This is a genomic window from Prochlorococcus sp. MIT 1201 (genome assembly GCF_047303415.1).
In the GTDB taxonomy this organism is placed as follows: domain Bacteria; phylum Cyanobacteriota; class Cyanobacteriia; order PCC-6307; family Cyanobiaceae; genus Prochlorococcus; species Prochlorococcus marinus_D.
In genome coordinates this window covers 182,962-209,329 of the sequence record NZ_CP138947.1, presented here as the reverse complement: position 1 = coordinate 209,329, position 26,368 = coordinate 182,962, and the positions used below count along the sequence as shown (strand labels likewise).

Below are 26,368 nucleotides of genomic sequence, written 5' to 3'. Positions count from 1 at the left end.
TGGGCGCTTCGGGCGGCAGGGACGCAGAAGAACTGCATCATGGCCAGACCAGTCAATAATTTTACACTTGTAGACCGCCAAACGCCTGTCCAATGTCTTGAGATCAGGGCAAAGAGAACAATCGTCTTGCATTAGCCGTGCTACTGCTTGCAACGAAGGCCAAAGACTCCCCTCGAAGCTCAGCCACCCGAGAAGCCACAGCTTCGACGTAGGCAGGCTCATTGCGCTTACCCCTACGAGGCACTGGAGCCAGAAACGGACAATCCGTCTCGACTAGAAAACGATTCTGCGGAACTTCGCGCGCGCAGGCGTGAATGGCCTCAGCCTTCGGGAAGGTGACTGTGCCACTGAAACTGATGTAAAGACCAAGATCCAAGCAGACCTCCATATCCTCTGGTGTGCCGCCCCAGCAATGCATCACCCCCCTAGGGCAACGCCCCTCCTTCTGACGCTGACGCAACTCCAACGTCATGGGATCAAATGCATCACGACAATGAATGATCACGGGTAGATCTAACTCCGTGGCCAAGTCCAACTGCGGTCTCAGCACAGCCAACTGCTGTTCAAGGTTTGAATCCCGGTAAAGATCAAGCCCGAGTTCACCAATAGCCACCACCCTTGGATCTTCAAGAGCTGCATCTCGCAACAGCGACTGCGTCTGAGGATTCCAGTGCTGTGTGTCGAGGGGATGAACCCCCACTGAATAGCGCAGTTCAGGGAAACGATCCGCCAAAGCACGAATCGCAGGAATCTCTGCGGGTTCCACGCACGCATGCAGCAGACTCGCTACGCCCGCCTGTCGCCAGCGTGCAGCTACCTCATCGAGATCATCATCGAAATTGCGAAAGACGATGTGACAATGACTATCGATAAGAATCGGAGACGACACCAGAACCCAAAACGCATCATTGGCACCATTTTGCAGGCCTTTCCTCATCAAGGGAAAGAACAAGCCCTTTCAAAATGGACCATGCCTAATCAGCCCTAAGTGCTTGGCGCCGGTTCAATCGCCTGCTTCACCGCTGCACTAAGACGAGACTTCTGATGGGCAGCGGTGTTGCGATGCAGAACTCCACGTTTCACCGCCTTATCAATTTTGCTGAAAGCCGAATCAATGCTGGCCTTTACATGCGCTTTAGCTGTATCGCCAGGCTGCTGAGAATAATGACTACAAGCGCTGAAGCAACGCTTCATTAATGTGCGCATGGCCGATTTATACGACTTGTTTTCAAGACGGTTGCGCTCGGCAATCTGAACACGCTTCTTGGAAGACTTCTTATTGGCCACAGATGCTTGCGCTGATTCAAGAATCCATCACATTAACCCAGCACCAATTTTTGAGATGCCATTACAAGCGCTTTAAGACAAGCCAGAAGAGCAAGCCCTAACTTGATTTCAGATATTCAGGTTGCAGACTTTGACACAAAGCGGCCAGGCCGAGTCAGAGACTCCCTCAACCCTGATTCATTGTGTTCGGGATCGGCAACAAGCCAAGCGTGAACTAGAGCGGCTGGCCAACCGCTCTACCGGCAATTCTCAAAAGCAAGCCATGGCGACGGTGGAGGACATCCTCGACACCGTTCGCAGCCAAGGGGACCAAGCCCTGATCACCTTGACCGAGCGCTTTGACGGTTTTCGTCCAGAGCCATTGACCGTAGCTCCAGAAGAGTTAGAAGACGCCTGGCGAAAAACTCCCCAAAAACTTCAATCTGCTCTGGAGCTGGCCTATCGCCGTATCCAGAATTTCCATCAGCATCAGCGACCGAATGACCTGATGGTGCAAGGCATCCACGGCGAACAATTGGGCCGCCGCTGGCGCCCTGTAGAAAAAGCCGGGATCTACATCCCAGGAGGCCGAGCTGCTTATCCGAGCACAGTGCTAATGAATGCAGTCCCAGCCCAAGTAGCCGGTGTGGAGCAGCTGGTGATGACTTCACCCGCGGGAAGGGATGGTCAGATCAACAGAACCGTTCTAGCCGCAGCACACCTAGCAGGCATTCGTGAGGTCTTGCGTCTCGGTGGTGCCCAGGCCATCGCAGCCCTGGCCTTTGGCACTGAAACCGTGCCAAAGGTCGATGTGATCAGCGGACCCGGCAATCTCTACGTCACCCTTGCGAAAAAGGCCGTCTACGGGCAAGTGGGCATTGATTCGCTCGCCGGCCCAAGTGAGGTTTTAGTAATCGCCGACCAAAGTGCTCGTGTTGAGCAGGTGGCCGCCGACCTACTGGCCCAATCAGAACACGATCCACTTGCTGCTGCAGTACTACTCACCACCGAAGCAAGCCTCGCCGAACAGCTCCCATCCCATTTGGAGGCTCAGCTTAAGGGGCACCCTCGCGAGCAGATCTGCCGAGCCTCTTTAAGCAACTGGGGGCTGGTAGTGATCTGTGAAAGCCTGGAAAGATGCGTTCAACTCAGCGATCACTTCGCACCTGAGCACTTGGAGTTATTGGTCGAGCACCCGCACACCATTGCCGACCGCATCAAAAATGCCGGCGCTATCTTCATCGGCCCCTGGACCCCTGAAGCGGTAGGCGACTATCTAGCCGGACCAAACCACACACTACCGACATGCGGAACGGCCCGCTTCAGCGGCGCCCTGAGCGTGGAAACATTTCTGAGGCACACCTCTCTAATCGAATTCAATCGATCTGCCCTTGAGGCCACTGCTAACGCCGTAAGGGAATTGGCCAGCAGCGAAGGCTTGCACAGCCATGCTGAATCCGTGCGTATCCGCTTCGAATAACCCCTCTACTCACTGCGCTGTAGACGACGCACTCCCGCAACACCATCACTAATCTGGCCAACCAAAACTTCATCGGTGAGATTGACGAACAAACCGTTCTCTAAGACACCCGGAAGATTGTTAATTCGACACTCCAAATCCTCAGGGTCACCAATACCTCCGGCCATGCTTACATCCAAAACGAGATTGCCCTGATCGGTAACCACAGGACCAGCCTTGCGCTGAGCCATCCGCAAATCAGCAATACCGCCCAACTCAGCCAAGCGACCCTGCACCTGTCGCCAAGCACCAGGCAAGACCTCAACCGGAAGTAAAAAACCAAGGTTGAGCCGATCAACAATCTTTGTGGAATCAACAACAACCACAAAGCGATCCGCTCTACTGGCGACAAGCTTCTCCTGCACATGGCAGGCCCCGCCACCTTTAATTAACTGAAAAGAGGGATCAACTTCATCAGCTCCATCGATCGCCAAGTCGATGCGATCCACGGCCGTGAGGTTGCGCAAGGGAATCCCCAACTCCGCAGCCATCACTTCGCCTTGGAAAGATGTGGTAACGCCAACAATGTCCCGAAGCTCACCACTGGCCAGCTTGGCACCAAGAGCCTGGATCATCAGAGCTGCCGTCGAGCCTGAACCCAAACCAAGAACCATGCCATCTTTGATCTGCTCCACAGCGGCTGCCGCCACCGCTTGCTTCATCTGAGTTTGAAGGTCCGCCATCGTTTCTGAATCATCGGCGCGACGGTAGCAAGGGCAAGGGTTTCAACTAAGGCCAGGTAATGCGGCTGGATTAACCGAAAGGCTCATCTCTTGACCATTGCGCATGATCCTTAATGAGAAGGGGACACCGATCTCAGCCTGATCAACCTGTTTAAGCAGAGTTTGTGGATCAGAGACTGATGTTTCAGCTGCCGCAATCACAAGATCACCACGCCGCAAACCAGCGCGTTCCGCCGGGCTATCCGGCAAAACACTCTGCACAAGCGCCCCAAAGCGTTCGGGTAATTCCACCAGCGAATTCGGATCACGATTGTGCTCCCTGGCAATACGAGCTGTCAGCGGCACCAATTGGACACCCAAATAAGGATGCACCACCTCCCCACTGGTCAAAAGCTGCTCAGAAACATGCCGAGCCAAATTGATCGGGATAGCAAATCCCAAACCAGCGCCTGGACCAGAACGAACCAGTGTGTTGATACCGATCACCTCACCACGACCATTAACGAGTGGACCACCGGAATTGCCAGGGTTAATCGCCGCATCGGTCTGAATCAAATCCAAACGTTTATCAGAGAAGCCAAGGCTGCTGATATTGCGATGCAGGCTGCTAACAATGCCAAGGGTGACGGTGCGTTCAAGGCCATAGGGGGTACCAAGAGCGATCGCCCAATCGCCTACCTCAAGGGCATCAGAATCTCCGAGAGGGGCGGCCTCAGGACGTGTGCCCCTATCCAGTCTCACAAGAGCCAGATCAGTAACAGGATCCGTCCCGACAACCGAACCATCGTGTTGATCTCCATCGGCAAGGGTGACGCTGACCGCATCCACCCGTTCAACCACGTGGGCATTGGTCAGCACCAACCCCTGATCATCGATCACGACACCCGAACCCTGACCGCGCTCACGCTCTGGCCCAATTCCTGGCTCGCCCAAGAGATCTCTGAGCAAGGGATCAATCAAGGTGGGATCAAAAGGCTGACGTTGCACAGTGCGTTCCGTATCAATGCGAACCACTGCAGGCGCCACCTGACTTACCGCATCAGCAACGAAGTTATGGCTAGTCGTCCCATCTAAACCAGACAAAGCCCAAACAGGCTGAACCCCTGCAGCAAGAGGGAACAGCACGGACATCACAAACAATCCCCAAAAGCGCTTCAAAACAATGCAACCCTGTTGCAGCAACAGTCTGAAAGAGATCATGACCGCGAGGCTAAGCCGAAACAGAGGAGCAAGGCAAAGCTGCGCAACCGATCTGCCAGAAGAATGCTGAAATCAATACTTTGCGTGCCTAGGAGGTGGCTAATGATTTGAAGCCAAAAAACGATCAGATCGGCTCCAACAAGAAATGATCAGCAAAGACACTCCAGAAATTCAATGCTATATCAATAAAATCACAAACAATCGCCAGCACAAAACCACCTAAAGAAAAACGCATTCGTTCTTCGATGGCAGAAGAAAATTGGCATCAAACCTTGCCGTACTATCCACAGTAAAAGCAATAGAAGATCATACAAATCACTCCCACCAATTAAGGCAAGTTAGCTTTGCTCAAAACGCAAGGATTAGAAAAACTGCAAAACTTAAGAGGTGATAACACATAACAACCGCGATGCATAAAGGAGCAAAACTCGTATTAGTTTCCCACTAATATCAATCTCCATACATCAAGAGCTATCGATACAAACGACTGATAGAGACAAGACATCTAAAGCCGAATAGGAGCAACTAAAGGCCATTAAAGGAAAAACCATCTCAAGCCAAGGCTGACACCATTCTGATAATTACTATAGCTATTATCAGTATTATAACCAGCGTACTCAAGGCCAAAGTACTTCCAAGAAAGAGTGAATTGCGCTGAATTACCCACTGTATAAGCAAGTCCTGCCTGAGCAGTTCCAGAAAGATCCTTCTTGCCAGAAACACCAAATCCTCCCGCATCCAGCCTCATAAAAGCCTGCCATTCTGGACTGATCGCATAAGTCACCTGCATGCCAAGCAAAGGCTGAACCCAGGCTCGATTAATCGATCCACTTGCACTCTTCTCCAACTCTGGTATCTCCTTCTTTGTTAACGTCCTGCCATTCACTTTGACATCCGCTGTTAAAGACATATCCATGTCCATGCCTGCATCAATGATTCGTGCACCAACAAAACCTATAAAGGTGGAGTCTCCTTTTTTCATGACTGGCTGTTCAATGGCACCAAGGCGATAGCGCAAAGCAAGGTCAATTACTAACTGATTGAAATTTGCAGTCGATTTACTATTAAGATTCAGGCCATCAATTGGAGGATTAAGTTCTCACCATCAAAACTATTTGTACCACTCTGATCCTCAGACGAAGTACCATAAATCATCCCAGCCATGAAGCCCAGTCGCCCATACTCCACAGAAGCCCTTCCTGTAAAAGTCCTGTAACCGTAGCCAAAATATCGGCGAGACTCGAGTCTATAGGTGCAGTATTGCCATTGATGGTGATGTCTCCAGTTGTCGATAATGGCAGGATTCCATAAACGTCCAAATAAACTCTCCAATCGTCCTCTTCCAATACATCCTCATTTTCTTCAACCACCTCATCATCTTCAAGCTGATCTGGTTCTATCGAAACTAAGACCTGTCCCTGCTCAGGGTTGCGCTCATACAAAGATTGCTCTGCCAAGGCCTCAGAAGACAACATTGAAAAAATAGAAATTGCAATCAGTGCTGTTAAGCGTCGTGAAGGTGTCATGTTTTTATATTAGTCGGGAGAGTAATCAAAAGAATGCTTTTCAGCTACCCGTTGGGAATAGGAACTGAATCTGAGTGCGGATCGTAAAGTCACCTTGAAGTTTTTCACCAAAGATTTCCGGCCTTACAGCATTCCAATAGGCACTTAGCGAAGCATTAACAGGTTGATCACCAATTTTAAAGACCCTACCTATCCCAGCTCCAATAGGGACCATCCAACCCTTACCGTCATCAGCATTCCAATCATTAGTGATCACTGGTGAACTCGTGATGTACCAACCCTTCGGCATGTTGTAGTTAAGAAATGGCTGGATCAAAAGCTTGTTCACATCTTTGCCTCCACGTCCTGAAAAGGACCAGACATTATTAGCAAGACCTCCTAGAACCCATGGGCCCTTGGTATAGACGACAACTGCTGAAGGCCCAGCACTCCAACGCTGAGAACTAATACGAATATCGGTTGCCGATGGCATGATCAAAGTTGGCCCAAGACCAACCGTAAGATTCCCCTTAAGAGTTGGCACAAAGAAAACGCTCGGGTTGATATCTCCTATGGCTGTAAAATCGACTCCGTCAGCCCATGGCTGATTGATAATTGGCACAATCGTTCGTGTAACCAAGGTGAGGTCATTGCTGACCTTGAATGGGACAACAGGTTGCACATTGACAACATTTTGCGTGCGATTATCACGTGCCGACGGGTCAATTAATGAAGGCGCCCATTGAGTTCCAGGCGTAGCATTCCACTGAATCGGGAAGCTGATCATGCTCGCAATCGGATTCTGGGCTTGCTTGGCCAAATCTTCCGTGTTGCCTTGATCTGCTCCAGACTCTAGGTTCGCTTGTGAGCTCGATTCAGGGCCCACAGAATCTACCTGCGCGATCTCCTCTTGAATGGTTAACGCCGAGAAATCAAATGGCTGCTCAGGTCCAATGTCATGATGCTCAGCAAAAGACGGTTGCATGACCATGCCACTGATGGCAACTCCTGCAGTCAGTACAGATCGTCTTAGTGGTAAGACTACTGGAGCAATTCTGACCATTAGTTAAAAAGATTTTGAGAATGTTATCCCCTCTCTTAAAAGAAAATTCCTATTGAGTGTTAAGAAAAAGTGATAAATCAGACCAGCAATCTATGGCCCATCACTGATCACCTTTCCAGAAGGCTCCCGTTAATAAATAGGGAAGAGTAAATGGTTATTATGCTTCTTTTTTGATCGCTGACAAGAGGCAAAACGATCAGTGCGTCAATACGTTCAGAAACTATAATATTACTTTAATGCATCTTCAGGAGATGCGTTTGCCATGGCTCAGTCTGATCGGCCATGGATCAGATCATTAAACAAGTCGCATTCCCTTGTCTCTTCAACAACTTGAAAGCGACTTCTTTCGATCAAATCCCTGCATTTTCTTGAAATTTAGCAACAAGTCGGCTTGGATTTGCAAAAAAATATAGGTACATCGCTATTAAATGGTGATCACCAATAAAAAATCTCTAACTTCCAAGCAAACATGAAATTCAGAATGCTTCTTTGGCTTGCATGTATCATAAGTTTCACAGCAACATCCGCCGCCAACGCAGAAGAGATTAATCGTCGGCGACTTCCGATCGCAGATCCATATCCTCAGAAGGTTGACGAGCGCTTACCGAGTCAAGTCAAAATGCCTCGACAACATGTCGTCGAGGCACCCAAAGGAGCACCCAATGTTGTTGTCATCTTGTTGGATGATGTTGGCTTTGGTGCTCCTTCGCCCTTTGGCGGAGTGGTGCAAATGCCGGCCCTGCAGGAACTAGCAAACAATGGCCTGAGTTATAACCGATTTCATACTTCAGCCCTATGTGCACCTACACGAGCTGCTCTTAAAGCAGGCCGTAATCACCATGTGATGAACATGGGTTCAATCCCTGAAATTGCGACTGGATATGCGGGCAATACCACATTTGTGCCTAACTATGCCGAACCTGTAGCCGAGATCCTACGGCTCAATGGCTACAACACAGGTGCTTTTGGTAAATGGCATGAAACCCCTGGTCGTGAGACCACTGCTGCGGGCCCACAAACCCGCTGGCCAACACGGCAAGGATTTGAAAAATTTTATGGCTTCATCGGCGCAGAAGAAAATATGTATGAACCATCACTTCACGATGGGGTCACAATCATTGATTACCCAGATCGTGAGAATTACCACTTCCTTGAAGACATGACAGATCAGGCTATTGCCTGGATGCGCCAACAACAGGGTCTGCGCCCAGACAAGCCTTTCTTTATCTATTATGCATCTGCTGGCTCACATGCACCACACCATGTAAGACCTGAATGGATTAAAAAGTACAAGGGAAAGTTTGATAAAGGCTGGGATGTTATTAGAGAAGAGACGCTCGCAAATCAGATCGCAAAAGGTGTTGTACCCCCAAACACACAACTGGCAAAAAAACCAGCAAGTGTGCCGAACTGGGATGATCTGAGTGATCTGCAAAAACGCATGTTTTCACGACAAGCAGAGGTGTTCGCAGCTTTTACAGAATACACAGACTATCAAGCTGGGCGACTGATCCAGGCCATTGATGAGCTTGGTGAACTTGACAACACGCTGGTTATTTATATCAGTGGTGATAACGGCACAAGTTCAGAAGGGAACCAAACCGGCAACTGGAACTGGGGGCACATGTTTAACGGCATCCCTGAAACACTTGAGGCTCAGTTAGAACATTATGACAATTGGGGTGATCAAAACACCTATCCACATATGGCAGTCGGCTGGGCGATTGCCTTTGATACTCCATTTGCATTTACCAAACAAATTGCCGGGGATTTTGGCGGTACACGCAATGGCACTGTGATTCATTGGCCTGAGGCCATCAAATCAAAAGGAGAGATACGCGATCAATTTTCCCATGTGATTGATGTTGCGCCAACGATCCTTGAAGCTGCTGGCTTACCCATGCCTGAACAGATCAATGGGATTGCACAAATCCCGATGCAAGGAACCAGCCTTATTTATTCTTTCGATAACGCTGATGCACCTGAGCGACACAAGGTTCAATATTTCGAAGTTGTTGGTAATCGTGGAATCTATCAAGATGGCTGGATGGCAAGAGCCACCGTTGGCCTGCCCTGGGAAGCACCCAAGAAGATGCATAGCGTCGCCAAAGATGATGGGTGGGAGTTATACGACACGCGCAATGATTTCAGCCTAGCTAACAACCTGGCAACTCAGTATCCAGAACGGCTCGAGGCAATGAAACGACTCTTCTTGAAAGAAGCAATCGCCAATCAAGTGCTGCCCTTAGATGATCGTCTGTTGCAACGTTTAGTGCCTTCTGTTGCAGGCCGGCCAACGATAATGGGCTCGTCGAGGACACAACTTGATCTCTACCCAGGCTCCTGGGATCTTGTTGAGGATGCCATCCTCAATATCAAGAATGTTTCCAACAGTATTACAGCCAAGGTCGACATTGACTCAAGCCAAGATGCCAACGGCGTGATCATGGCCCAAGGGAGCCGCTTTGGCGGATGGTCACTTTATATAGAAGAAGGTTATCCGGCCTATGCCTATAATTACCTGGGCAATCTTCATACCTTCCGCAGCAACAAGAAAATCTCTTCTGGCAACAGAAAAATTCGCTTTGAGATGGATTACGACGGGGGAGGTGCTGGTAAGGGTGCAGATGTACGCCTGCTAGTTGATGACAAAGTCACATCAACTGGCAGGGTTGATGCAACCGTTGGCACACGTTTTTCGATTGACGAAGGTGCTGATGTTGGCATGGATCGTGGATCACCTGTTACTCAACGAGTGATTGGGGATCAGCGCTTCAGTGCCTTCAATGGGACCATCAACAAAGTGACATTGGAGATCTATCCACAGTGACATTGGTTGAGCACTCTGAATGTGCTCATGCTTAGCCATCTTGGCTTTCAGGCAACAATAAAGATGGACACATTTCCACCTGCAAACTTTCATTGTGACCACATCTTTGCCAGTAGAGATGGTAACCATCCCTGCAGGGCTCTATCGAGTTGGCTGTGATCGCTGCTATCCGGATGGTTCAGTCCGCTGCTATCCGGAAGAAACACCCGCGCGAGAAGTGCAGCTTGATTCATTCCAGATCGACGTAGGGCCAGTCACCAATGCTCAGTTCCGAGCTTTCGTTAGCGCCACGCAACATCTCACAGTCTCGGAGCTACCACCTGATCCAACGCTCTATCCCGATCTAGCGCCCGAGGAACGCATCCCTGAATCAGTTGTCTTTCAACCGCCTCCAGCAACGGTTGATCGCAGCAAGCCCTTGAGCTGGTGGTCGCTCGTGGCTGGCGCTGATTGGCGTCATCCCCAAGGACCCGAAAGCACTATCGATGGCCTTGATGATCACCCTGTCGTGCATGTCGCCTACGCCGACGCCATCGCCTATGCCCATTGGGCTGGCAAGCGTCTCCCCTCTGCTGAAGAGTGGGAAGTTGCCGCCCGCGGAGGTCTTGTCGATGCCCAATATGCCTGGGGGGATGAACTCACTCCCAATAACCGCTGGATGGCGAACATCTGGCAAGGTTCTTTCCCTTGGCACAACGAGGAGCTAGACGGCTGGTTCTGGACCTCGCCCGTTGGCAGCTTTCCTGCTAACGGCTATGGACTGATGGATGTCTGCGGCAATGTGTGGGAATGGACCAACTCTATTTACCCTGCGGCGACAGATCAACAGGAACGGAGAATTATCAAAGGCGGATCGTTTCTATGCGCAGATAATTACTGCGTACGCTATCGACCCTCTGCACTACAAGGCCAGACAGTTGACACTGCCACATGTCATATGGGCTTTCGCTGTGCAAAAGGAGGATCTTGATTGCTTGACTCACTTAAAAAGCATCAATCCCATCACTAGGACAAATTTCAATTGCAATCGTACGCAGTTCGCAACAATAGATGAATCCAGATCAGTCAGTTTTTATCACAATAATCCATAGGCCAACTCTTTTTTGTGCATACAAAGTAGAATTAGATCATCTGCTAATCGACATTTTAATGAAGACACACAGATGCCTGCGGGTCTTTATCTGATTGATCAGAGCTGACTAGAATTACAATTGCGCTGCAAAATTCCAATCCCGCCATCATTATGGATGTGACTAGTCCTGTCCTATGGATCAATCACGCTTTGTAGCCGTAGGCCTGGTGATGGCCTCACTGCTTACCCCTCAGTCAGCCATCGCCAAATGTGAATTCCTGATGCCTATTGGCGGGGATGGCAACAAGATCGTCAAAAAGAGAGTAGAGCGACCAAAGGGTTTGATCGGAAGTGCCTTTGGCCGCACAAACTGGAATACAGACTTTGCTGTTAATCAGCCCTATCGCAATTACAAACTATTCTTCACTGCAGATTCAACAGATTCTGCCAGCTACCCAATTCAAGCCTTCCTCAAGTTCAGTGATGGCAGCAACCTTCAAGTTGTCAACGAATCCATGCGTCCGCCAATGGGTACCGGGAAAATGTTTGGTCCTATCCAAGCAATTCCTGGTAAAGCAGTGAGTCAAGTGAATTTCAAGGTAGGTACAGCAAAGGATCCAGGCGCTACAGGATTCAGCTACCGAATTTCTGTTCAAGGCTGCTGGTAATCCAGTTAAGCCATTAGAAATTGACAAGAAAATCGGGGAGGGTCAAGTTGCACCTTCTCCCGATTCTTGATTGGTTCCTATCAGAGGATTTATCGTTTGCGTTTTTTGATTCGAGCCTGAATGAATCAAAGTGTGGGTGGGGAATGGCATGCCTGCACCATGCACTTCAACCACATCACCAATCTTGAGAAGCAACCTCTGCTGCAAAGCCCAAGCATCGCTTAGATTTCCACTAGAGGAATAACAGACCAAGCGTAGATTCAGACTCGAATCGCCATAGCCGGTGAAATTCACGGCCATTTTCTTGCTCTGATCTACATCTGAATGATTAACTAAAACCTTTTGAAGATCACTCACTATTGACTCAATCTTTCTACGATTGCCATAATTAACACCAAATTCAATCCAAATCCTGTGGTTGTCTATATCAGCAATATTAACAACCGATTTACACGTAAAGATGTTGTTTGGTATGTACACTGGTTGGCGATCAGAGGAGCGCAATTTGGCATAAAATCAACCGATATATTCTACATTTCCAGAAAGATCTTAAGAAGGAATATCGATGAAGTCGCTTACAATAAAGGGGCGGCTAATGTAAAGGCTAAGGCCGCTTAAGGAATTCGAAACAATACCCTTGGCCCCGAAACCCAATGCAACGGCGCCAACACCACCGGCGGTAACCAGTACAGCCGGTGAAATGCCCATCAGATGCATCACCTCCAGGCATAAAATGAGCATGGCTGCAATACCGATGGTCTTCTGAACAACATCGAATAGGAACAGCCTGTCTTTTTCACCAAAGCCCTGCAGCATCTGAGTGGCATAACTGTCTTGGTTTTGCCTGAGCTCCTTCTTCCAAGACAGCAGCGTCGATAAAAGACCAATGACTACAAGAATTCCAAACGCCTTAACACCATCACGCGGGAATTGAATCAATGACGGATCCAACAAATCCAACAGCCAACAAATCACTCCTAAAGTGCGCAACTGAAAGAAATGCTTTTCCTGCTACTGAGCAGCAATCCACGCCGCAACGAACCTGAGCGGAACCTCCTGCCAAAAGTATCTAGCAACAACCAACTGACAATGCCGAACACAAGGCCGGCAATCGGTACCTGAAGATTGAACGGAAGGGGTGTCATCAGAGGCATAAGCAAGATGCATCCGCACAGATTTGAATTTTCTGCGAAGCGTTAGTTCTGCGCAGCCAATCGCTGCAAACGACCGGCCGGCACTGATTAGCGAATTCTCCAGATCCTCGATGGCTTGATGGCCTTCTCTTCATCAGTTGAACACAGCATGAAGAGTCCATCACCTAGATTGTCTTGATGCCTGGCGGGTACCTCCTTCGGGAGGCAGGTCACTTCTGAAGCCGGTCGGGCCAGAAGTCCAACCTTACCCCCCTGCTTTTGCCTCATCCCCTGCTCCCGGACCTGGAAACCCTCGCCTCGGCGACGGCTGCAGAAAAAGGCTACAAACTTTGCTGTGTACAGGTATTCACCCATCTGATTCCTATGACCATCCAGGTGCAGATCCGTCGCAAGGATGGCAGTGATGTCTCCCTCGACGACTGCGCTCATTTCAGCGCTTCTATGGCTGAAGCCCTGGAGGCTTCCCAACTTTTTACTGAAGCGTATGTTCTGGAAATCAGCAGCCCAGGGATCGGAGATCAGCTCCACAGTGATCAGGACTTCCTGACTTTCAGAGGCTTCCCTGTGGAGATCAGCTTCCGCGACGACGATTCAGACCTTCATCAAGCCGGTCTCTTGCACAAACGATCCGACGAACATGTGCACATCAACATCAAGGGACGCATTCAACGCATACCACGTAAGGCTGTGACCTGCGTTCGCCTTACAAACCCCACGGGATAAATCACCTTAACGATCAGCTCAGCTTCAGCACCTTTCCACTCTTTCCATCGTCGATGGCTCTCGTTCTACTCCCCGGCCTCAACAACCTGATCGAAGACATCAGCGAGGAGAAGAAACTCCCTACCCAAGTGGTGGAAGCAGCCCTGCGTGAGGCCCTCCTCAAAGGCTATGAACGCTACCGACGCACTCTTTATCTAGGTATCAGTGAGGACCCTTTCGAAGAAGAGTATTTCAGTAACTTCGATGTTGGGCTAGAGCTGGACGATGAAGGCTATCGGGTCCTGGCCAGCAAAATCATCGTTGAAGAGGTGGAGAGCGAAGACCACCAGATTGCTCTGCAAGAAGTGATGCAAGTCGCTGAAGACGCCCAGATCGGTGACACCGTGGTGCTCGACGTCACCCCCGAGAAGGAAGACTTCGGCCGGATGGCTGCCGCCACAACCAAGCAGGTACTGGCGCAACAGCTACGCGACCAGCAGCGCCGCATGATTCAAGAGGAATTTGCCGATCTAGAAGATCCCGTGCTCACAGCTCGTGTGATCCGTTTTGAACGTCATTCTGTGATCATGGCCGTGAGTTCTGGTCTTGGGCGCCCTGAAGTGGAGGCCGAGCTCCCACGCCGAGACCAGCTCCCCAACGACAATTATCGCGCCAATGCCACCTTTAAAGTCTTTCTGAAGGAAGTCAGTGAAGTGCCCCGACGAGGGCCTCAATTGTTCGTTAGCCGCTCCAACGCTGGACTAGTGGTTTACCTGTTTGAGAACGAGGTGCCCGAAATCCAAGAAGGCTCAGTGCGCATTGTGGCCGTAGCCCGTGAAGCCAATCCTCCGTCTCGTTCCGTGGGCCCACGCACCAAGGTGGCAGTTGACAGCATTGAACGTGAAGTGGACCCTGTCGGCGCCTGCATCGGTGCCCGCGGCTCACGCATTCAGCAAGTGGTTAATGAACTACGCGGCGAAAAAATCGATGTGATCCGCTGGTCACCTGACCCGGGTCAATATATTGCCAATTCCCTTAGCCCTGCTCGCGTTGAGATAGTGCGACTGGTGGATCCAGAAGGGCAGCATGCCCACGTCCTAGTCCCCCCAGATCAACTAAGCCTGGCCATCGGACGAGAAGGACAAAATGTACGCCTAGCTGCTCGTCTAACCGGATGGAAAATCGACATCAAAAACTCCCAGGAATATGACCAGGCTAGTGAGGACACCACCGTCGCCGAGCTGATTTCTCAGAGAGAGGAAGAAGAGGCTCTCCAACGCGATGCCGAAGCCCGTTTGGCTGCTGAACAAGCCACCAGAGCAGAAGAGGATGCGCGCCTAAGAGAGCTTTACCCCCTACCGGAAGATGAAGAAGACTACGACCAAGAAGAACCTGCTCAGACGATGGCTGAAGACGAAAATGCATCCGACGGCCAATCTGACCACTTGAGCAGCCAACCTGACGCCTCAAGCGAACAACTCTCAAATGAAGAATCAGTAGAGGAAGAGGACAGAGCCCGGTGAACCAACGCCCCGTCCTGCGTTGCTGCGTGACCTGTCGCCAACTGCTGGATCGCCAGCAGCTTTGGCGAGTGATACGCGACCATCAGGAGGGTGTAGTCCTCGATGCAGGGATGGGTCGATCGGCCTATCTCTGTCCAAACGAGGTCTGCCTAGAGGAGGCACTCCGCCGCAAACGACTACAGAAAGCCCTGCGTTGCCAGGTGCCTAATAGCGTTGTGGAGGTGCTGCAAAAGCGGCTCAATCACTCCTTTGATTCCGCCGCTGAGGCAAAATAAACAATGGCCCCGACTTGCTTGGAGCCCCGAGGCACTTCGTGCCCGGACCGACAGGAGCTTTTAATGACCAGCAGCGGCAAAATCAGAATTTATGAGCTGTCCAAGGACCTAGGCCTTGAGAACAAGGACGTGCTCCATGCCGCTGAAAAACTCTCAATTGCGGCCAAGAGCCATAGCAGTTCCATCAGTGACGATGAAGCAAAGCGCATCCGTGGCCTGTTGCGCCAAGGCTCCGCTGCTAATTCAGCTCCACCAAACAAGTCGGAACCTGGAAAGACAATTCTGTCGGTGAAAAAAGCAGCGCCCACTGCCATTAAGGACGTTGCGCCACCAATGCGAAAAGCGACAAGCAGCTCAGAGATCAGCCACGTCAAGCCATCCGCGCCTGCAAACCCCACACCAACAAGCCCTGAACGACCCTCAACGGAATCGGTCGCTCATCCTGCTCCACCGACTCGCCCCGTCAACCCCACTCCAACCCCCACAAGCTCGCCACCTAAAACAGCAGCTCGTCCTGTCAACGCTCCTATCAGTCGTCCAGCAACCCCCAGCCGACCTACCGCTCCTACACCAAAATCAGCAAACAAACCCTCCTCCCCCGTGCCTCCAAGCACGGTGGGCAAAGACCCCCGTGCCGGTCAGACGTCTACTTCGAGTAAAGCAACCACCGTTAGTGGAGGAGGCCCTCGTCCCAAAATCGTCTCTAGGCCACAATCGCCAGCAGCGCCAGGACGCAGCGCACCCCCGGCCAAGCCATCAATCCCATCTGATCGCAAAGCTCCAAAGCCAGAACTGGTGGGACGCCCTAAACCAAAGCGTCCTGTCGTAGCCCCTCCGAGCCGACCAGAGCCAGAGAGACAACGCCCTGACAAAAAACGACCCGGAATTAGTCCACGACCGATCGGCGGACCAAATCAGCGCGCTAACACGCCTCAGCGACCCGGCGCCCCCATACGGCAAGGCAAAACCAGACCAGGACAGCCTCGTTCTGCCGGCAACACCCTCGAATTAGTGGGCAAGCCCATTCGGCGTGATCGATCCGACGCTGGCTCCGCAGGACGGGATAGCAACAACCGCCCAGGAGCCCCCACCCGCCCAGGCATGCCTGCCGGCATGCGCAAACCGGTGGCCCCTGGAGAGCTGATGCAGCTTCAAAAGCCCACCGGTCGACCTGGCACACCACCGCCACGACGACCGGACGGAACCAGCGTCGGCACCCGCGGAGGATCCGAGGGAGCCACTCCACCAGTGGAACGCACTGCCACACCACCCACAGCACCCAAAAGGCCTGGTCACCGCCCCGCTCAAGCCCCTGCTGCCGGAGCCCCAAGAAGGCCCGGCAGACCGGAGTGGGACGACAGCGCCAAGCTGGAAGCCCTACGCAACAAGTCTCCCCAGAAACAGCGCCAGAAGGTGCACATCATTGGGGAAAATGATGATGCCCTAACCGCAGAAACCAGCGGCTACGCAGGAGAACAACAGGCCGTCGTTCTGACGGCAAGCCTGGCCCGGCCCGCCAAACCAAAATCGCAGAAAAAGCCCGCCTCCAAACCCGTGGCGGCCTTACGCAAGCGCAAAAAAGAGACCACCCGACAAAGGCAACGCCGACGGGCAATGGAGCTGCGTGCAGCCCGCGAAGCGAAGCAAGTCAGGCCAGAAATGCTGATTGTTCCGGAGGCCAACCTCACAGTGCAGGAGCTGGCAGACATGCTCAGCATTGAAAGCTCTGAGATCATCAAATCCCTTTTCTTCAAAGGGATTACCGCCACAGTCACCCAGTCACTAGATCTTCCCACGATCGAAGCAGTGGCCGAGGAGTTCGGGGTGCCTGTCCTCCAGGACGACATCGAGGAGGCAGCCAAAAAGACAACGGAGATGATTGAGGAGACTGATCTAGCCCACCTGATCCGCCGTCCACCTGTGGTGACCGTGATGGGTCATGTCGATCACGGCAAAACCAGCCTGCTGGATGCAATCCGCAAAGCCAGGGTTGCCGCGGTTGAAGCCGGAGGCATCACCCAGCACATCGGCGCCTATCAGGTGGAGATCGATCATGGCGGTCAGCCCCGCAAGATCACATTCCTTGACACACCAGGCCACCAGGCTTTCACTGCCATGCGCGCCCGCGGCACGAAGGTCACGGACATAGCCGTACTAGTGGTTGCTGCTGACGATGGTGTACGCCCTCAAACCCTGGAGGCCATCAGCCACGCACGCGCTGCAAAGGTTCCGATCATTGTGGCGATCAACAAAACGGACAAGGAGGGAGCCTCTCCAGAACGGGTCAAGCAGGAACTTTCTGATCAGAACCTGCTCTCCGAAGAGTGGGGAGGTGATGTAGTGATGGTTCCAGTAAGTGCCATCAAGGGCGAGAACATCGACAAACTTCTCGAGATGATTCTGCTGGTCACCGAAGTTGAGGATTTACAGGCCAACCCTGACCGTCTGGCCAAAGGCACCGTTATCGAGGCTCACCTCGACAAGGCCAAAGGGCCTGTTGCCACATTGCTGATCCAGAACGGCACCCTCAAAACCGGAGATGTACTCGCCGCCGGCCCAGTGCTTGGCAAGGTACGAGCCATGGTCGACGACAGCGGAGCCCGACTCAAACAAGCTGGTCCGTCTGGTGCCGTAGAGGCCCTCGGCTTCAGCGAAGTGCCAACAGCCGGAGATGAATTTGAGGTCTACCCAGATGAGAAGTCAGCAAGAGCCGTTGTGGGAGAACGCGCCTCCGATGCCCGTGCCACCAGGCTGGCCCAACAGATGGCCTCAAGGAGGGTGTCCCTCGCAGCCATGTCTGGCCAAGCAAGCGATGGCGAACTCAAGGAACTCAACCTGATTCTCAAAGCCGACGTTCAAGGCAGTGTGGAAGCCATCTTGGGATCCTTGGAACAATTGCCGAAGGATGAGGTACAGGTTCGCGTGTTGCTCTCCGCGCCGGGTGAAATCACCGAAACTGATGTGGATCTTGCGGCTGCATCCGGGGCTGTGATTGTTGGCTTTAACACATCCATGGCCTCTGGAGCCAAGCGGGCCGCGGATGCCACGGGTGTAGACGTTCGTGATTACGACGTGATCTACAAGCTTTTGGAAGACATCCAGATGGCTATGGAAGGTCTACTAGAGCCAGAACTGGTGGAAGAATCGCTTGGAGAAGCAGAAGTGCGTGCCGTCTTTACCATCGGCAAGAGCGCCGTGGCGGGCTGTTATATCACCGCAGGCAAGCTGCAGCGCAACTGCAGAGTGCGCGTACGGCGTGCCAAACAGGTGGTATTCGAAGGCGATCTCGACTCCCTGCGCCGCAACAAAGACGACGTCAAGGAGGTGGCCACAGGCTTCGAGTGCGGCATCGGCTGTGATCGCTTTGCTAACTGGGAAGAACGCGACATCATTGAAGCTCACAAACTAGTGACCAAGCGACGCACGCTGAGTAGCTCATGAGGTTTCGCCCCACCTACAACTTGTTGTGATTGCCCAACGCGAACCACTGCTCTGGCTTCAGCTCATCGCTATTGGGGCGATCCCGATAGAGTTTCTTTTACTGAGACTGGTTTTAGCCGGGGCAGATCTGGGGCCTGTTCCAGTCTTCGAACGTCTACTCACCTGGGCTGTAGCGGTGTTAACACCAACCCTCGTCCTCTGGAAACGCCCTGCCGACTGGGGCTCACTACTGCTACTGCGGCGCCCACTGAGTCAACGCTCACAGGCCCAGCGTCAGCTCAGTGGTCTTCAGCAGAGCTTGATCCCTCGCTTGAGCCTCTTGGTTGGATCAACAGCCCTACTCGCGATGTTCTGGTGGATCGATCAATCTTCCATTTTGGTGATGGACCTCTCGCCATTACAAGGCAGCTCTCGATTGGTCACACTGCTTACGGCAGCCCCCCTACTTGCTCTCGTTCTTTGGCAGTGGCAACAGCTCACCCAGAGCCTCTGGCTTCTGACGCGCTCCGACCAGGAACTTGCCCAGGCCCCCTCTCTAAACGAAGAACAACTTCAGCATGAACGACTTTGCCTGGGGTTGAGTCTGCTCACCATGCCGGAACTCCTAACAGCACCTTCAAGTCCCGCGACGGCGATCAATCCAAAGCAACCCACCAGTAAGGAGAAGCGCTCCGATCTGAATGGAGACATCGGAGATGGGAACAATGCTTCCGGAGGAGGCACGCAAGCCCATCGTCAACAGACCGATACAGGCGGAAGCGAAGAAAGCGAACCAGAACACCCGCCGAAAACCCCGCCAAGGGCTGAGTGACTCTTGGATCAGTCGTTCTCTTAGCTCAGGATCCAACTTTGAGCCAGGACCAGAAGAATCGCCCAACAGTTCAAAAGCGCAATGCTTGAATGTTAAGTTCCGCTCACTGCCGGTGTAGCTCAGGGGTAGAGCAACTGATTCGTAATCAGTAGGTCGCAGGTTCAATTCCCGTCACCGGCATCACTTTTGCAATCTTTCTCAGAGACCTTGGAGCAACATGCCTTTTAAAACCCAAAAAGGTATATGCGATCCCTATAGCCAAAAGCCAACCACGAGCAAGATACTAAAAAAGGCATATTTAGGCCTGATTGATCCTCAAGCAGCCGCCAGCTTTTAACGTATCCGAGCCACAATTAGCCAAATCATCGCTGATCTACTAGACAGAATGCCTTCAAATCCTTCGTCTAGTTTAGAAAATCTTCAAGCAAGTATAATACTATTCCAAAAGAATCATCCAAGATTTGTGTCGTCTAACCCTTAGCAAGCTGATCACTGAAAAACTACGTAAAAGGGTAAGCCTCATATGTTGTTGCACTTAACAATGGCCTACAAGATGAAATACGAGAAGAAATCTCGAATCATGTAAAGAGGTTCAGCAAACACTTTTGCCAAAAGAAACCAAAAACAGCCCCAGACGATTTCCGCTCGGCCCTGGCTATCGATCTAAAATGCACCATAAATCAAAGCAGATCAACAAAAGTCTCTATGAAGAATCAACAGACCTTCCAAAAAAATCATTGCTGATCAAAGAAAGTAAATTAAATTAAAACCAGATTTCTGAACTGATTAGCAGAGCTATTCAGCCTAGCTCTCGAGCAAAACTTTGCTGAAATGATCCTGTCTCAAAACCATTAAAGCAGTTCCAGTTTGTGTAATCACTGAATCCAACAAGATCGCTGTTGAAGCACCAATGATGGTCGCTACAACAACGGAAATCATTCCTTTACCAAGCTCAGTAGATTGCTTCATCTTTTGCATGGCGTGACTCTAATCGCTGCAAACAACCTCTTCCATATCTGCCGACTAAGCATTGTTCTGAATCAAACCTGATTGTGAGATTGATCACATATCAAGAGATCAGCCCTGCCGGCGAAAGCAGGCAGGGCTGATCTCTTGAAATACATTGCTTTTGCTGCTCATTAAGCAGACCTACCTCCCAGTAATGGCCTTTGCATGCCTAAACAAGCCCAGCGAGCAGCAGCAAAGAGAATTCAACTGCCCCAATAGCAATCTCTTGCATTCAGTCATAAATCTTCCGAAATTAGCCTAACAAGGCTAATAGCCTGTACTCATCTTTAATACTATTAAAAAGCAGCCATTTACATCATCTTATTCTCGCAAACCTAGGCCTGCCATAGGCACAAGAAATTTCCAAGCATCACTAAAAAAGGCACCATTCTTTATCGAACATCATACTACTCAATAATTTCGACAGGATGAATATCCTCAAAGGAGAGTACTGAGCAAACTTTGTTAAGCTTGATTTGTTATAGCTGTCAATTCAAAGGCAATAATTAATCCTTGCCATAGAAGTTAATCCAATCCAGCATTCTACCTAAGTGTTACAAGATCTCCACCAATTATAGCTCTAAATATCTGGGATAATAGTCCAACAAACTAGAAGTTCACCTAGGCGAGGTCATTAGAGGCATGGAATCTACTCGCTTGAAGCGAATACACGACAGTTACAAAAAGGACGCCCAACTCGATGAAGTGTTTGTCGTCCTGACGATCGGCGCCAGCATGATTGCCACCTTGGGCCTGCAGGCCAACAGTGCTGCGGTGGTGATTGGAGCGATGGTTGTCGCCCCATGGATCGAGCCCCTACGAGCAAGTGCCTTCGCCGTGTTAATTGGCGACATAAGACTGTTGATGGATGCCCTCCTAAGCCTCTTCGTAGGAGTGTTCATTACCATCTTGCTCTCCGCCTTGCTGGGAGAAGTCGCGAACCTCCCCAAATTGGGTTCGGAAGTTTGGGACCGCACGAGTCCAAACCTGCTCGATCTAGGCATCGCCTTAGTCGCAGGTGCAATGGCCATATACGCAAAGTTGCGCAGAGACGCCGTGAGTTCCCTCGCAGGCACAGCCATTGCCGTGGCTCTCGTTCCACCGGTCTGTGTGATGGGTCTATTAATTTCTTATCAAAACTGGGCCGATGCCTTTGGGGCCGGATTGCTATTCGCTACCAACCTGCTCGGCATTCTTAGCGGTGGGCTTGTGATGATGGCCTGGAAAGAGCCCTCATTTCTTCAGCGACTACGAGAAAGCAACCTCAGCGCCGCCAAATTTTTAGTGACGTTTGGCTTAACAGCACTACTGCTGATCCCCCTAACCAAACAGTTTGTGAGCCTTGTTGGCGAAAAGGATAGGGAGCAGACGCGCGACCAAATTCAACGCACGATTGAGACCTTTCTGAAGCGAGAGACCCTGACCTTCGGTGGCAAGGAGGCGAAGGCAAAAGTGGCAAGCCTTGAGATCACCTGGGAAAAGAACCCACCAGAGATTCTTCTTGTGGTATTAGTCACCAACCCTGCACAGCCCAGTCTCAAGCAGGTCTCAGCTGTACAGAAAGAAATCAACAAACGCCAAGAGCTGGATTACCAACTCATTGTTCAACGCGTTGTTGTTGTAGAAGGTCCTCCAGAGGAACCCAATCTGATCACAGGGAAAGAAGGAAAACTGATCAAAGATCCCACTCCAGAACTCACCACAAATACCATTAAAGACAAAGAAGAACAGTTTCAAACACAAGCAATAGGCATAGATCAGGAGCAAAAAAATATGCAACAAAGAACTCATGAAGCGACAACTCAACCAGCTGAAGCCAAGACTCCCTGAAGACCTAAGACTTTGACTTTGGCTTTGGCTTTAAACCTGATTGGAACATTGTTGTTTTGATTCGTTCAGGAGCTCCCTGAGTTCAATGATCTGAGTAATACACCAGAACAATCATAAAAAAACCCCCTCCTTAGAGGGGGTTGTGAGGTTCAGCTGCTGCCAAACCTTGTATTGGTGATGATCAGATCAGCCAATCGCAGGAGCAATCAGAGCCACAGGTGTGGACTCAGCAGCTGCCAGGTCGAGAGGGAAGTTATGAGCATTACGCTCGTGCATCACTTCCATACCGAGGTTGCTGCGGTTGAGCACATCAGCCCAGGTTGGTACAACTCTGCCTTGGGCATCGAGAACCGACTGGTTGAAGTTAAAGCCGTTCAAGTTGAAGGCCATGGTGCTAATACCCAGTGAGGTGATCCAGATGCAGATCACCGGCCAGGCGGCCAGGAAGAAGTGCAGGCTGCGGCTGTTATTGAAGCTGGCGTACTGGAAGATCAGACGACCGAAATAACCGTGGGCAGCCACGATGTTGTAGGTCTCTTCCTCTTGGCCGAACTTATAGCCGTAGTTCTGAGACTCGGTTTCGGTGGTTTCACGAATCAACGATGAGGTCACCAGTGAACCGTGCATGGCGGAGAACAAACTGCCGCCAAACATGCCTGCCACACCAATCATGTGGAAGGGATGCATGAGGATGTTGTGCTCTGCCTGGAACACCAACATGAAGTTGAAGGTTCCAGAAATGCCTAAAGGCATGCCATCCGAGAAGGAACCCTGACCAACGGGATAGATCAGGAAAACAGCAAAGGCTGCCGACAGCGGTGCGCTGTAGGCCACACAGATCCAAGGGCGCATGCCCAAGCGGTAGGAGAGTTCCCATTGGCGACCCAACCAGCAACAAATGCCGATCAGGAAGTGGAACACAACAAGCTGGTAAGGACCGCCGTTGTAAAGCCACTCATCAACAGAAGCAGCTTCCCAAATGGGATAAAAGTGCAGGCCGATGGCGTTGCTGGAAGGAACAACAGCACCAGAAATGATGTTATTGCCGTAAAGGAAAGAGCCAGCAACAGGCTCACGGATACCGTCGATATCAACCGGCGGTGCCGCAATAAAGGCAATGGTGAAGCAGATGGCAGCTGCCAACAGCGTGGGAACCATCAGGACACCGAACCAACCCACATAAATGCGGTTATTGGTGGAGGTGACCCAATTGCAGAAGGACTCCCAGCCACTGAGGCGACCACTGCGAATGGTGGTGGTCATTGAGTTAATTAAGAAAAAGAGCCCCCGAAGGGACAGCTAAAAACGCAGGCAAAACCTGCAAGAGCCAATTGTAAAGGAACATTGCGCAATCTGTAAATGGATTGCGTTGGAAAAGATGTAGTCCTTGGCATCCACAAGAAAACCCCAGGAAAACTTAAGTTTTTTGGCCATGGATCCCTGCAGCAGCTCTTGGCTCTGATCCGCTGGCAAACAGGCAAGGCGTCGCCTTAAAGGGATTGCACCAACTCTCCATGCTGCATCCTCGACGCAACAGGCTTGAGGCTCAAGCTGAGCTCAACAACTGGAGCCAAAGCCTGGCGCAGGCAAGCTGAACCCACTAGTAGTGGTTTACAACTCCTAATTGCATGCCGAGAATTGCGCCTGCTCTTTTTTCGACCCTCATGATGGTGGCTGGACTAATGGCCATCACAGGATGTCGAAAAAATCAGCCCTCATGGACGAAAAGCCAAGCTGAAGCGATCAATCGTCTTGAACTCAGGCTCGATCAGCTCGAGCATCGACTAGGGCAAAAGACCCCCTCCGCTACCGACACCAACAGCAAGACCCCCGCCGGGCCGGTCAAGTCACTCACCTTTCGCATGGAATCAACTGATGGCCGCCTAAGGGTTTACTGGGCCGACGGCAGTGACAGCGACCTCCTTTGCACGAAAGAACAATCGACGCGGATTCAATGGGCATGTGGCTGATTTCAGGCACAAGCGATCACACCTCTAAACCAACACTGATAAACCTTTGATGGGTTTAGGAAACAACATAAAGATGATGAGATGTTTCCCTCCCGCTTAAGGGCTGCTGCCCCTCTTGCAACTGCCGTGATAGTCGTCGGGTCATCTGGCCTATCCCATGCACAGAACAACCTGCCTCTAGCCCAACCAAGAGCCGCAAACCTGGCGCGAATGCGCGCCGAATTGCACAATGGCGGCCTGGATGCCTATCGAGCCGATCAGTGCATGTATGTCACCGGAGCCGAAGAATGTCTTACCTCAACCACCAATGAAGGATTCCGATTTCAATTCCGAGGGGGGGCTCCAGGTTGGCAACAGCTCATCCCAGCAGAGCCAACCCTTGAAACCGAGGTGATCATCTCTCGTGATGGTGATCGCATCCTCTCCGTCCCCTACAACGGCCCATTGCGTCACCCTCGCCAACCATAAAAACCTTCGGTTTTGAGCAGATCAAGCAACGCGTTCTTGCTATTAGATGGGTTGAGCCTTCGGCAAAGCGATGTCTCTTCGCACAATCTCACTCGTCATAGCCCTTAGTGGAACTGCCTGCTTCGCAGATCTAGCGACACCGACCCACGCCCAAGACCAGCTTCCTTCCTCCCAGATCCGCGCCCTCAACCTGGCCCGTGGCACAGCGGTCAAAGAAAACGGCGGTCTTTCGGCTTACCAACCGGCGCCTTGCATGTTTGCCACGAGCAATGGCGGTAACGATTGCCTGATCAGAAACACCATCAATGGCTACACCTATAGCTTCTTAGGTGGGGCCCCAGGCTGGTCGGAAGATGGCAATGAACCGACCACAGAAACCGTCATTCAAATTGCCCCCGACGGAAAGTCTGTCAATCAGATCATCTACAACGGCCCCCCTCGTTAACAGTCGACTAACTGCTGTAGGGCCCCTTGCCATTGCTCAGGCAGGGGGCAGACCTCTCGACAGGTCAGGCTCATGGCGATCTGCTTTTCAACGTAGGCCGCCTCGTTGATAAAAACGGGGATAGGAGAATCTCGACCTTCAAATCTGAACACCTCTCCATCTGGCCAGAGAAACAAGGGGGCGCCCATATGCAGAGGCTGCCAATCACGGCCCTGAAGAGATGGATGCACACATGCAGCAGGCTGACCCAAGGCATCACGGGGCAGGTCCAGACTCCCAAGATGAGAGTGCGCCACAAACTGATCTGGGTAGGTCGGCGATCCAGATGCAACGCTGCTCAGAGCCTCGAGACAGGCCTGAACAGCAAGTCGTGTCTGTTCAATAATGCAGGCCTTTAACAGGCCCTGGGGAACAGGACCGATTTCAATCACTAAGCCACAGGGCCAGCGCTCCACCATAAACCCCTGCTGGTCATCATCCCCATCATGCAGATAGATAGGCAAACCCAAGCGAGCCTGAATCAATGCTGCTAAAGCCAGGTCAACCGGCCGTCGGCCATAAACCACAAGAGTGCTTCCCATTGCTGAAGTGGTGCTGTGCAAATCAATAACGATCTGGCAAGGGGTTGATCCCTCTGGGCCAAAAAAACTAAGCAGCTGCTTGGCGCGAACAACCTCTCGATCCAAGATGCTGGGAGATCTGAGCAAGTCGAGCCGAAAGCTGCGGTTGAGATCGCAATCCAAATAACGCCGGCCCAACGCAAGAGCATCTGGATTACCGATCACCGGCACCACACCAACACCATGGGTGTTGATCAACTCAGGGGTCTTAGACCATTGATCGAGAAGCCAGGGAGCGTTGATTTCATTGCCATGAGTACCCGCCACCAGAAGCACCTGAAGGCCAGACATCAAGATTCGATCGCAATCCTCAGC

General features: G+C 51.5%; 24 protein-coding genes, 1 tRNA gene and 1 pseudogene. 14 read left to right on the top strand and 12 right to left on the bottom strand.

Features of this window, described 5'->3' with window-relative positions; translation table 11 throughout:
* Window positions 1–103: 103 nt before the first annotated feature.
* Window positions 104–937: a TatD family hydrolase gene (locus SIB41_RS00820; RefSeq protein WP_063419570.1), complete on the bottom strand. Its 834-nt coding sequence runs from the start codon at window positions 935–937 to the stop codon at window positions 104–106.
* A 47-nt stretch (window positions 938–984) separates the two neighbouring features.
* The gene (gene rpsT / locus SIB41_RS00815) at window positions 985–1,287 is read right to left on the bottom strand and encodes a 30S ribosomal protein S20 (RefSeq protein ID WP_413359697.1); all 303 of its coding nucleotides are present in this window, start codon (window positions 1,285–1,287) and stop codon (window positions 985–987) included.
* A gap of 130 nt (window positions 1,288–1,417) precedes the next feature.
* Between rpsT and hisD the strand changes: the two genes are divergently transcribed.
* Window positions 1,418–2,746, top strand: coding sequence for a histidinol dehydrogenase (hisD, locus tag SIB41_RS00810; protein ID WP_413359695.1), 1,329 nt, complete (start codon window positions 1,418–1,420; stop codon window positions 2,744–2,746).
* Between the two features lie 5 nt (window positions 2,747–2,751).
* Here the strand turns inward: hisD and rpiA are convergent, their stop codons facing one another.
* The 5 genes from rpiA to SIB41_RS00785 form a co-directional block, all read right to left on the bottom strand.
* Window positions 2,752–3,468 carry a ribose-5-phosphate isomerase RpiA gene (gene rpiA / locus SIB41_RS00805; RefSeq protein WP_413359693.1) on the bottom strand — a complete coding sequence of 239 codons (717 nt, stop codon included), beginning with the start codon at window positions 3,466–3,468 and terminating at the stop codon, window positions 2,752–2,754.
* Window positions 3,469–3,510: 42 nt separating this feature from the next.
* On the bottom strand, window positions 3,511–4,668 hold the full coding sequence (locus SIB41_RS00800) for a trypsin-like peptidase domain-containing protein (protein WP_413359691.1): 1,158 nt from the start codon (window positions 4,666–4,668) through the stop codon (window positions 3,511–3,513).
* A gap of 535 nt (window positions 4,669–5,203) precedes the next feature.
* On the bottom strand, window positions 5,204–5,650 hold the full coding sequence (locus SIB41_RS00795) for a hypothetical protein (protein WP_413359689.1): 447 nt from the start codon (window positions 5,648–5,650) through the stop codon (window positions 5,204–5,206).
* Window positions 5,651–5,819: 169 nt separating this feature from the next.
* Window positions 5,820–6,125 (bottom strand): hypothetical protein, encoded by a 306-nt coding sequence (locus tag SIB41_RS00790; protein WP_413359686.1) that lies wholly within the window; start codon window positions 6,123–6,125, stop codon window positions 5,820–5,822.
* 109 nt (window positions 6,126–6,234) lie between these two features.
* Window positions 6,235–7,236: a neuromedin U gene (locus SIB41_RS00785; protein WP_413359684.1), complete on the bottom strand. Its 1,002-nt coding sequence runs from the start codon at window positions 7,234–7,236 to the stop codon at window positions 6,235–6,237.
* A gap of 619 nt (window positions 7,237–7,855) precedes the next feature.
* On the opposite strand from SIB41_RS00785, the gene SIB41_RS00780 reads away from it, so the two are divergent.
* From SIB41_RS00780 to SIB41_RS00770, 3 genes are all read left to right on the top strand, one after another.
* Window positions 7,856–10,066 carry an arylsulfatase gene (locus SIB41_RS00780; RefSeq protein WP_413359682.1) on the top strand — a complete coding sequence of 737 codons (2,211 nt, stop codon included), beginning with the start codon at window positions 7,856–7,858 and terminating at the stop codon, window positions 10,064–10,066.
* Window positions 10,067–10,160: 94 nt separating this feature from the next.
* Window positions 10,161–11,036: a formylglycine-generating enzyme family protein gene (locus tag SIB41_RS00775; RefSeq protein ID WP_413359680.1), complete on the top strand. Its 876-nt coding sequence runs from the start codon at window positions 10,161–10,163 to the stop codon at window positions 11,034–11,036.
* 296 nt (window positions 11,037–11,332) lie between these two features.
* Window positions 11,333–11,806, top strand: a complete 474-nt coding sequence (locus SIB41_RS00770; protein ID WP_413359678.1) for a hypothetical protein — start codon at window positions 11,333–11,335, stop codon at window positions 11,804–11,806.
* Between the two features lie 42 nt (window positions 11,807–11,848).
* On the opposite strand, the gene SIB41_RS00765 is transcribed toward SIB41_RS00770, so the two are convergent.
* Window positions 11,849–12,163: a hypothetical protein gene (locus tag SIB41_RS00765; RefSeq protein WP_413359676.1), complete on the bottom strand. Its 315-nt coding sequence runs from the start codon at window positions 12,161–12,163 to the stop codon at window positions 11,849–11,851.
* 192 nt (window positions 12,164–12,355) lie between these two features.
* The gene (locus SIB41_RS00760; RefSeq protein ID WP_413359673.1) at window positions 12,356–12,766 is read right to left on the bottom strand and encodes a hypothetical protein; all 411 of its coding nucleotides are present in this window, start codon (window positions 12,764–12,766) and stop codon (window positions 12,356–12,358) included.
* Window positions 12,767–13,218: 452 nt separating this feature from the next.
* On the opposite strand from SIB41_RS00760, the gene rimP reads away from it, so the two are divergent.
* The 5 genes and pseudogenes from rimP to SIB41_RS00735 all read left to right on the top strand — a co-directional run.
* On the top strand, window positions 13,219–13,683 hold the full coding sequence (gene rimP, locus SIB41_RS00755; protein WP_063419580.1) for a ribosome maturation factor RimP: 465 nt from the start codon (window positions 13,219–13,221) through the stop codon (window positions 13,681–13,683).
* A 53-nt stretch (window positions 13,684–13,736) separates the two neighbouring features.
* A complete protein-coding gene (gene nusA / locus SIB41_RS00750) occupies window positions 13,737–15,185 on the top strand; it encodes a transcription termination factor NusA (RefSeq protein WP_413359670.1) in 1,449 nt (482 codons plus the stop codon).
* Window positions 15,182–15,460 (top strand): YlxR family protein, encoded by a 279-nt coding sequence (locus SIB41_RS00745; RefSeq protein WP_413359668.1) that lies wholly within the window; start codon window positions 15,182–15,184, stop codon window positions 15,458–15,460. The genes nusA and SIB41_RS00745 overlap by 4 nt, the downstream gene beginning before the upstream one ends.
* A 63-nt stretch (window positions 15,461–15,523) precedes the next feature.
* Window positions 15,524–18,901 (top strand): translation initiation factor IF-2, encoded by a 3,378-nt coding sequence (infB, locus tag SIB41_RS00740; RefSeq protein WP_063434994.1) that lies wholly within the window; start codon window positions 15,524–15,526, stop codon window positions 18,899–18,901.
* 25 nt (window positions 18,902–18,926) lie between these two features.
* Window positions 18,927–19,484, top strand: a pseudogene (locus SIB41_RS00735) (low-complexity tail membrane protein); the annotation flags it as partial.
* 33 nt (window positions 19,485–19,517) lie between these two features.
* Here SIB41_RS00735 and SIB41_RS00730 read toward each other — a convergent pair.
* A complete protein-coding gene (locus SIB41_RS00730; protein ID WP_370520980.1) occupies window positions 19,518–19,682 on the bottom strand; it encodes a photosystem II assembly family protein in 165 nt (54 codons plus the stop codon).
* 138 nt (window positions 19,683–19,820) lie between these two features.
* Here SIB41_RS00730 and SIB41_RS00725 point away from each other — a divergent pair.
* A tRNA-Thr gene (locus tag SIB41_RS00725) sits at window positions 19,821–19,892 on the top strand.
* Window positions 19,893–21,362: 1,470 nt separating this feature from the next.
* Window positions 21,363–22,550 (top strand): DUF389 domain-containing protein, encoded by a 1,188-nt coding sequence (locus tag SIB41_RS00720; protein ID WP_413359666.1) that lies wholly within the window; start codon window positions 21,363–21,365, stop codon window positions 22,548–22,550.
* A 186-nt stretch (window positions 22,551–22,736) separates the two neighbouring features.
* Here SIB41_RS00720 and psbA read toward each other — a convergent pair whose 3' ends face one another.
* On the bottom strand, window positions 22,737–23,813 hold the full coding sequence (gene psbA / locus SIB41_RS00715) for a photosystem II q(b) protein (protein ID WP_011129798.1): 1,077 nt from the start codon (window positions 23,811–23,813) through the stop codon (window positions 22,737–22,739).
* A gap of 365 nt (window positions 23,814–24,178) precedes the next feature.
* Here psbA and SIB41_RS00710 point away from each other — a divergent pair, with 365 nt between their 5' ends.
* From SIB41_RS00710 to SIB41_RS00700, 3 genes are all read left to right on the top strand, one after another.
* On the top strand, window positions 24,179–24,520 hold the full coding sequence (locus SIB41_RS00710; RefSeq protein ID WP_063434808.1) for a hypothetical protein: 342 nt from the start codon (window positions 24,179–24,181) through the stop codon (window positions 24,518–24,520).
* Between the two features lie 81 nt (window positions 24,521–24,601).
* Entirely contained in the window at window positions 24,602–24,988 is a 387-nt protein-coding gene (locus SIB41_RS00705; protein WP_413359664.1) for a hypothetical protein, read from the top strand.
* A 70-nt stretch (window positions 24,989–25,058) separates the two neighbouring features.
* A complete protein-coding gene (locus tag SIB41_RS00700; protein ID WP_413359662.1) occupies window positions 25,059–25,433 on the top strand; it encodes a hypothetical protein in 375 nt (124 codons plus the stop codon).
* Here the strand turns inward: SIB41_RS00700 and SIB41_RS00695 are convergent.
* On the bottom strand, window positions 25,430–26,344 hold the full coding sequence (locus SIB41_RS00695) for an aspartoacylase (protein WP_413361292.1): 915 nt from the start codon (window positions 26,342–26,344) through the stop codon (window positions 25,430–25,432). The genes SIB41_RS00700 and SIB41_RS00695 overlap by 4 nt on opposite strands.
* Window positions 26,345–26,368 lie beyond the last annotated feature (24 nt).

Coding starts and splice junctions, on each gene's coding strand:
- SIB41_RS00785 (WP_413359684.1), bottom strand. CDS start 7,236: ATGGTCAGAATTGCTCCAGTAGTCTTACCACTAAGACGATCTGTACTG.
- SIB41_RS00820 (WP_063419570.1), bottom strand. CDS start 937: ATGAGGAAAGGCCTGCAAAATGGTGCCAATGATGCGTTTTGGGTTCTG.
- SIB41_RS00700 (WP_413359662.1), top strand. CDS start 25,059: ATGTCTCTTCGCACAATCTCACTCGTCATAGCCCTTAGTGGAACTGCC.
- SIB41_RS00695 (WP_413361292.1), bottom strand. CDS start 26,344: ATGTCTGGCCTTCAGGTGCTTCTGGTGGCGGGTACTCATGGCAATGAA.
- SIB41_RS00800 (WP_413359691.1), bottom strand. CDS start 4,668: ATGATCTCTTTCAGACTGTTGCTGCAACAGGGTTGCATTGTTTTGAAG.
- SIB41_RS00720 (WP_413359666.1), top strand. CDS start 21,363: ATGGAATCTACTCGCTTGAAGCGAATACACGACAGTTACAAAAAGGAC.
- SIB41_RS00770 (WP_413359678.1), top strand. CDS start 11,333: ATGGATCAATCACGCTTTGTAGCCGTAGGCCTGGTGATGGCCTCACTG.
- rpiA (WP_413359693.1), bottom strand. CDS start 3,468: ATGGCGGACCTTCAAACTCAGATGAAGCAAGCGGTGGCGGCAGCCGCT.
- psbA (WP_011129798.1), bottom strand. CDS start 23,813: ATGACCACCACCATTCGCAGTGGTCGCCTCAGTGGCTGGGAGTCCTTC.
- SIB41_RS00710 (WP_063434808.1), top strand. CDS start 24,179: ATGCCGAGAATTGCGCCTGCTCTTTTTTCGACCCTCATGATGGTGGCT.
- SIB41_RS00795 (WP_413359689.1), bottom strand. CDS start 5,650: ATGAAAAAAGGAGACTCCACCTTTATAGGTTTTGTTGGTGCACGAATC.
- SIB41_RS00705 (WP_413359664.1), top strand. CDS start 24,602: ATGTTTCCCTCCCGCTTAAGGGCTGCTGCCCCTCTTGCAACTGCCGTG.
- infB (WP_063434994.1), top strand. CDS start 15,524: ATGACCAGCAGCGGCAAAATCAGAATTTATGAGCTGTCCAAGGACCTA.
- SIB41_RS00780 (WP_413359682.1), top strand. CDS start 7,856: ATGCCTCGACAACATGTCGTCGAGGCACCCAAAGGAGCACCCAATGTT.
- nusA (WP_413359670.1), top strand. CDS start 13,737: ATGGCTCTCGTTCTACTCCCCGGCCTCAACAACCTGATCGAAGACATC.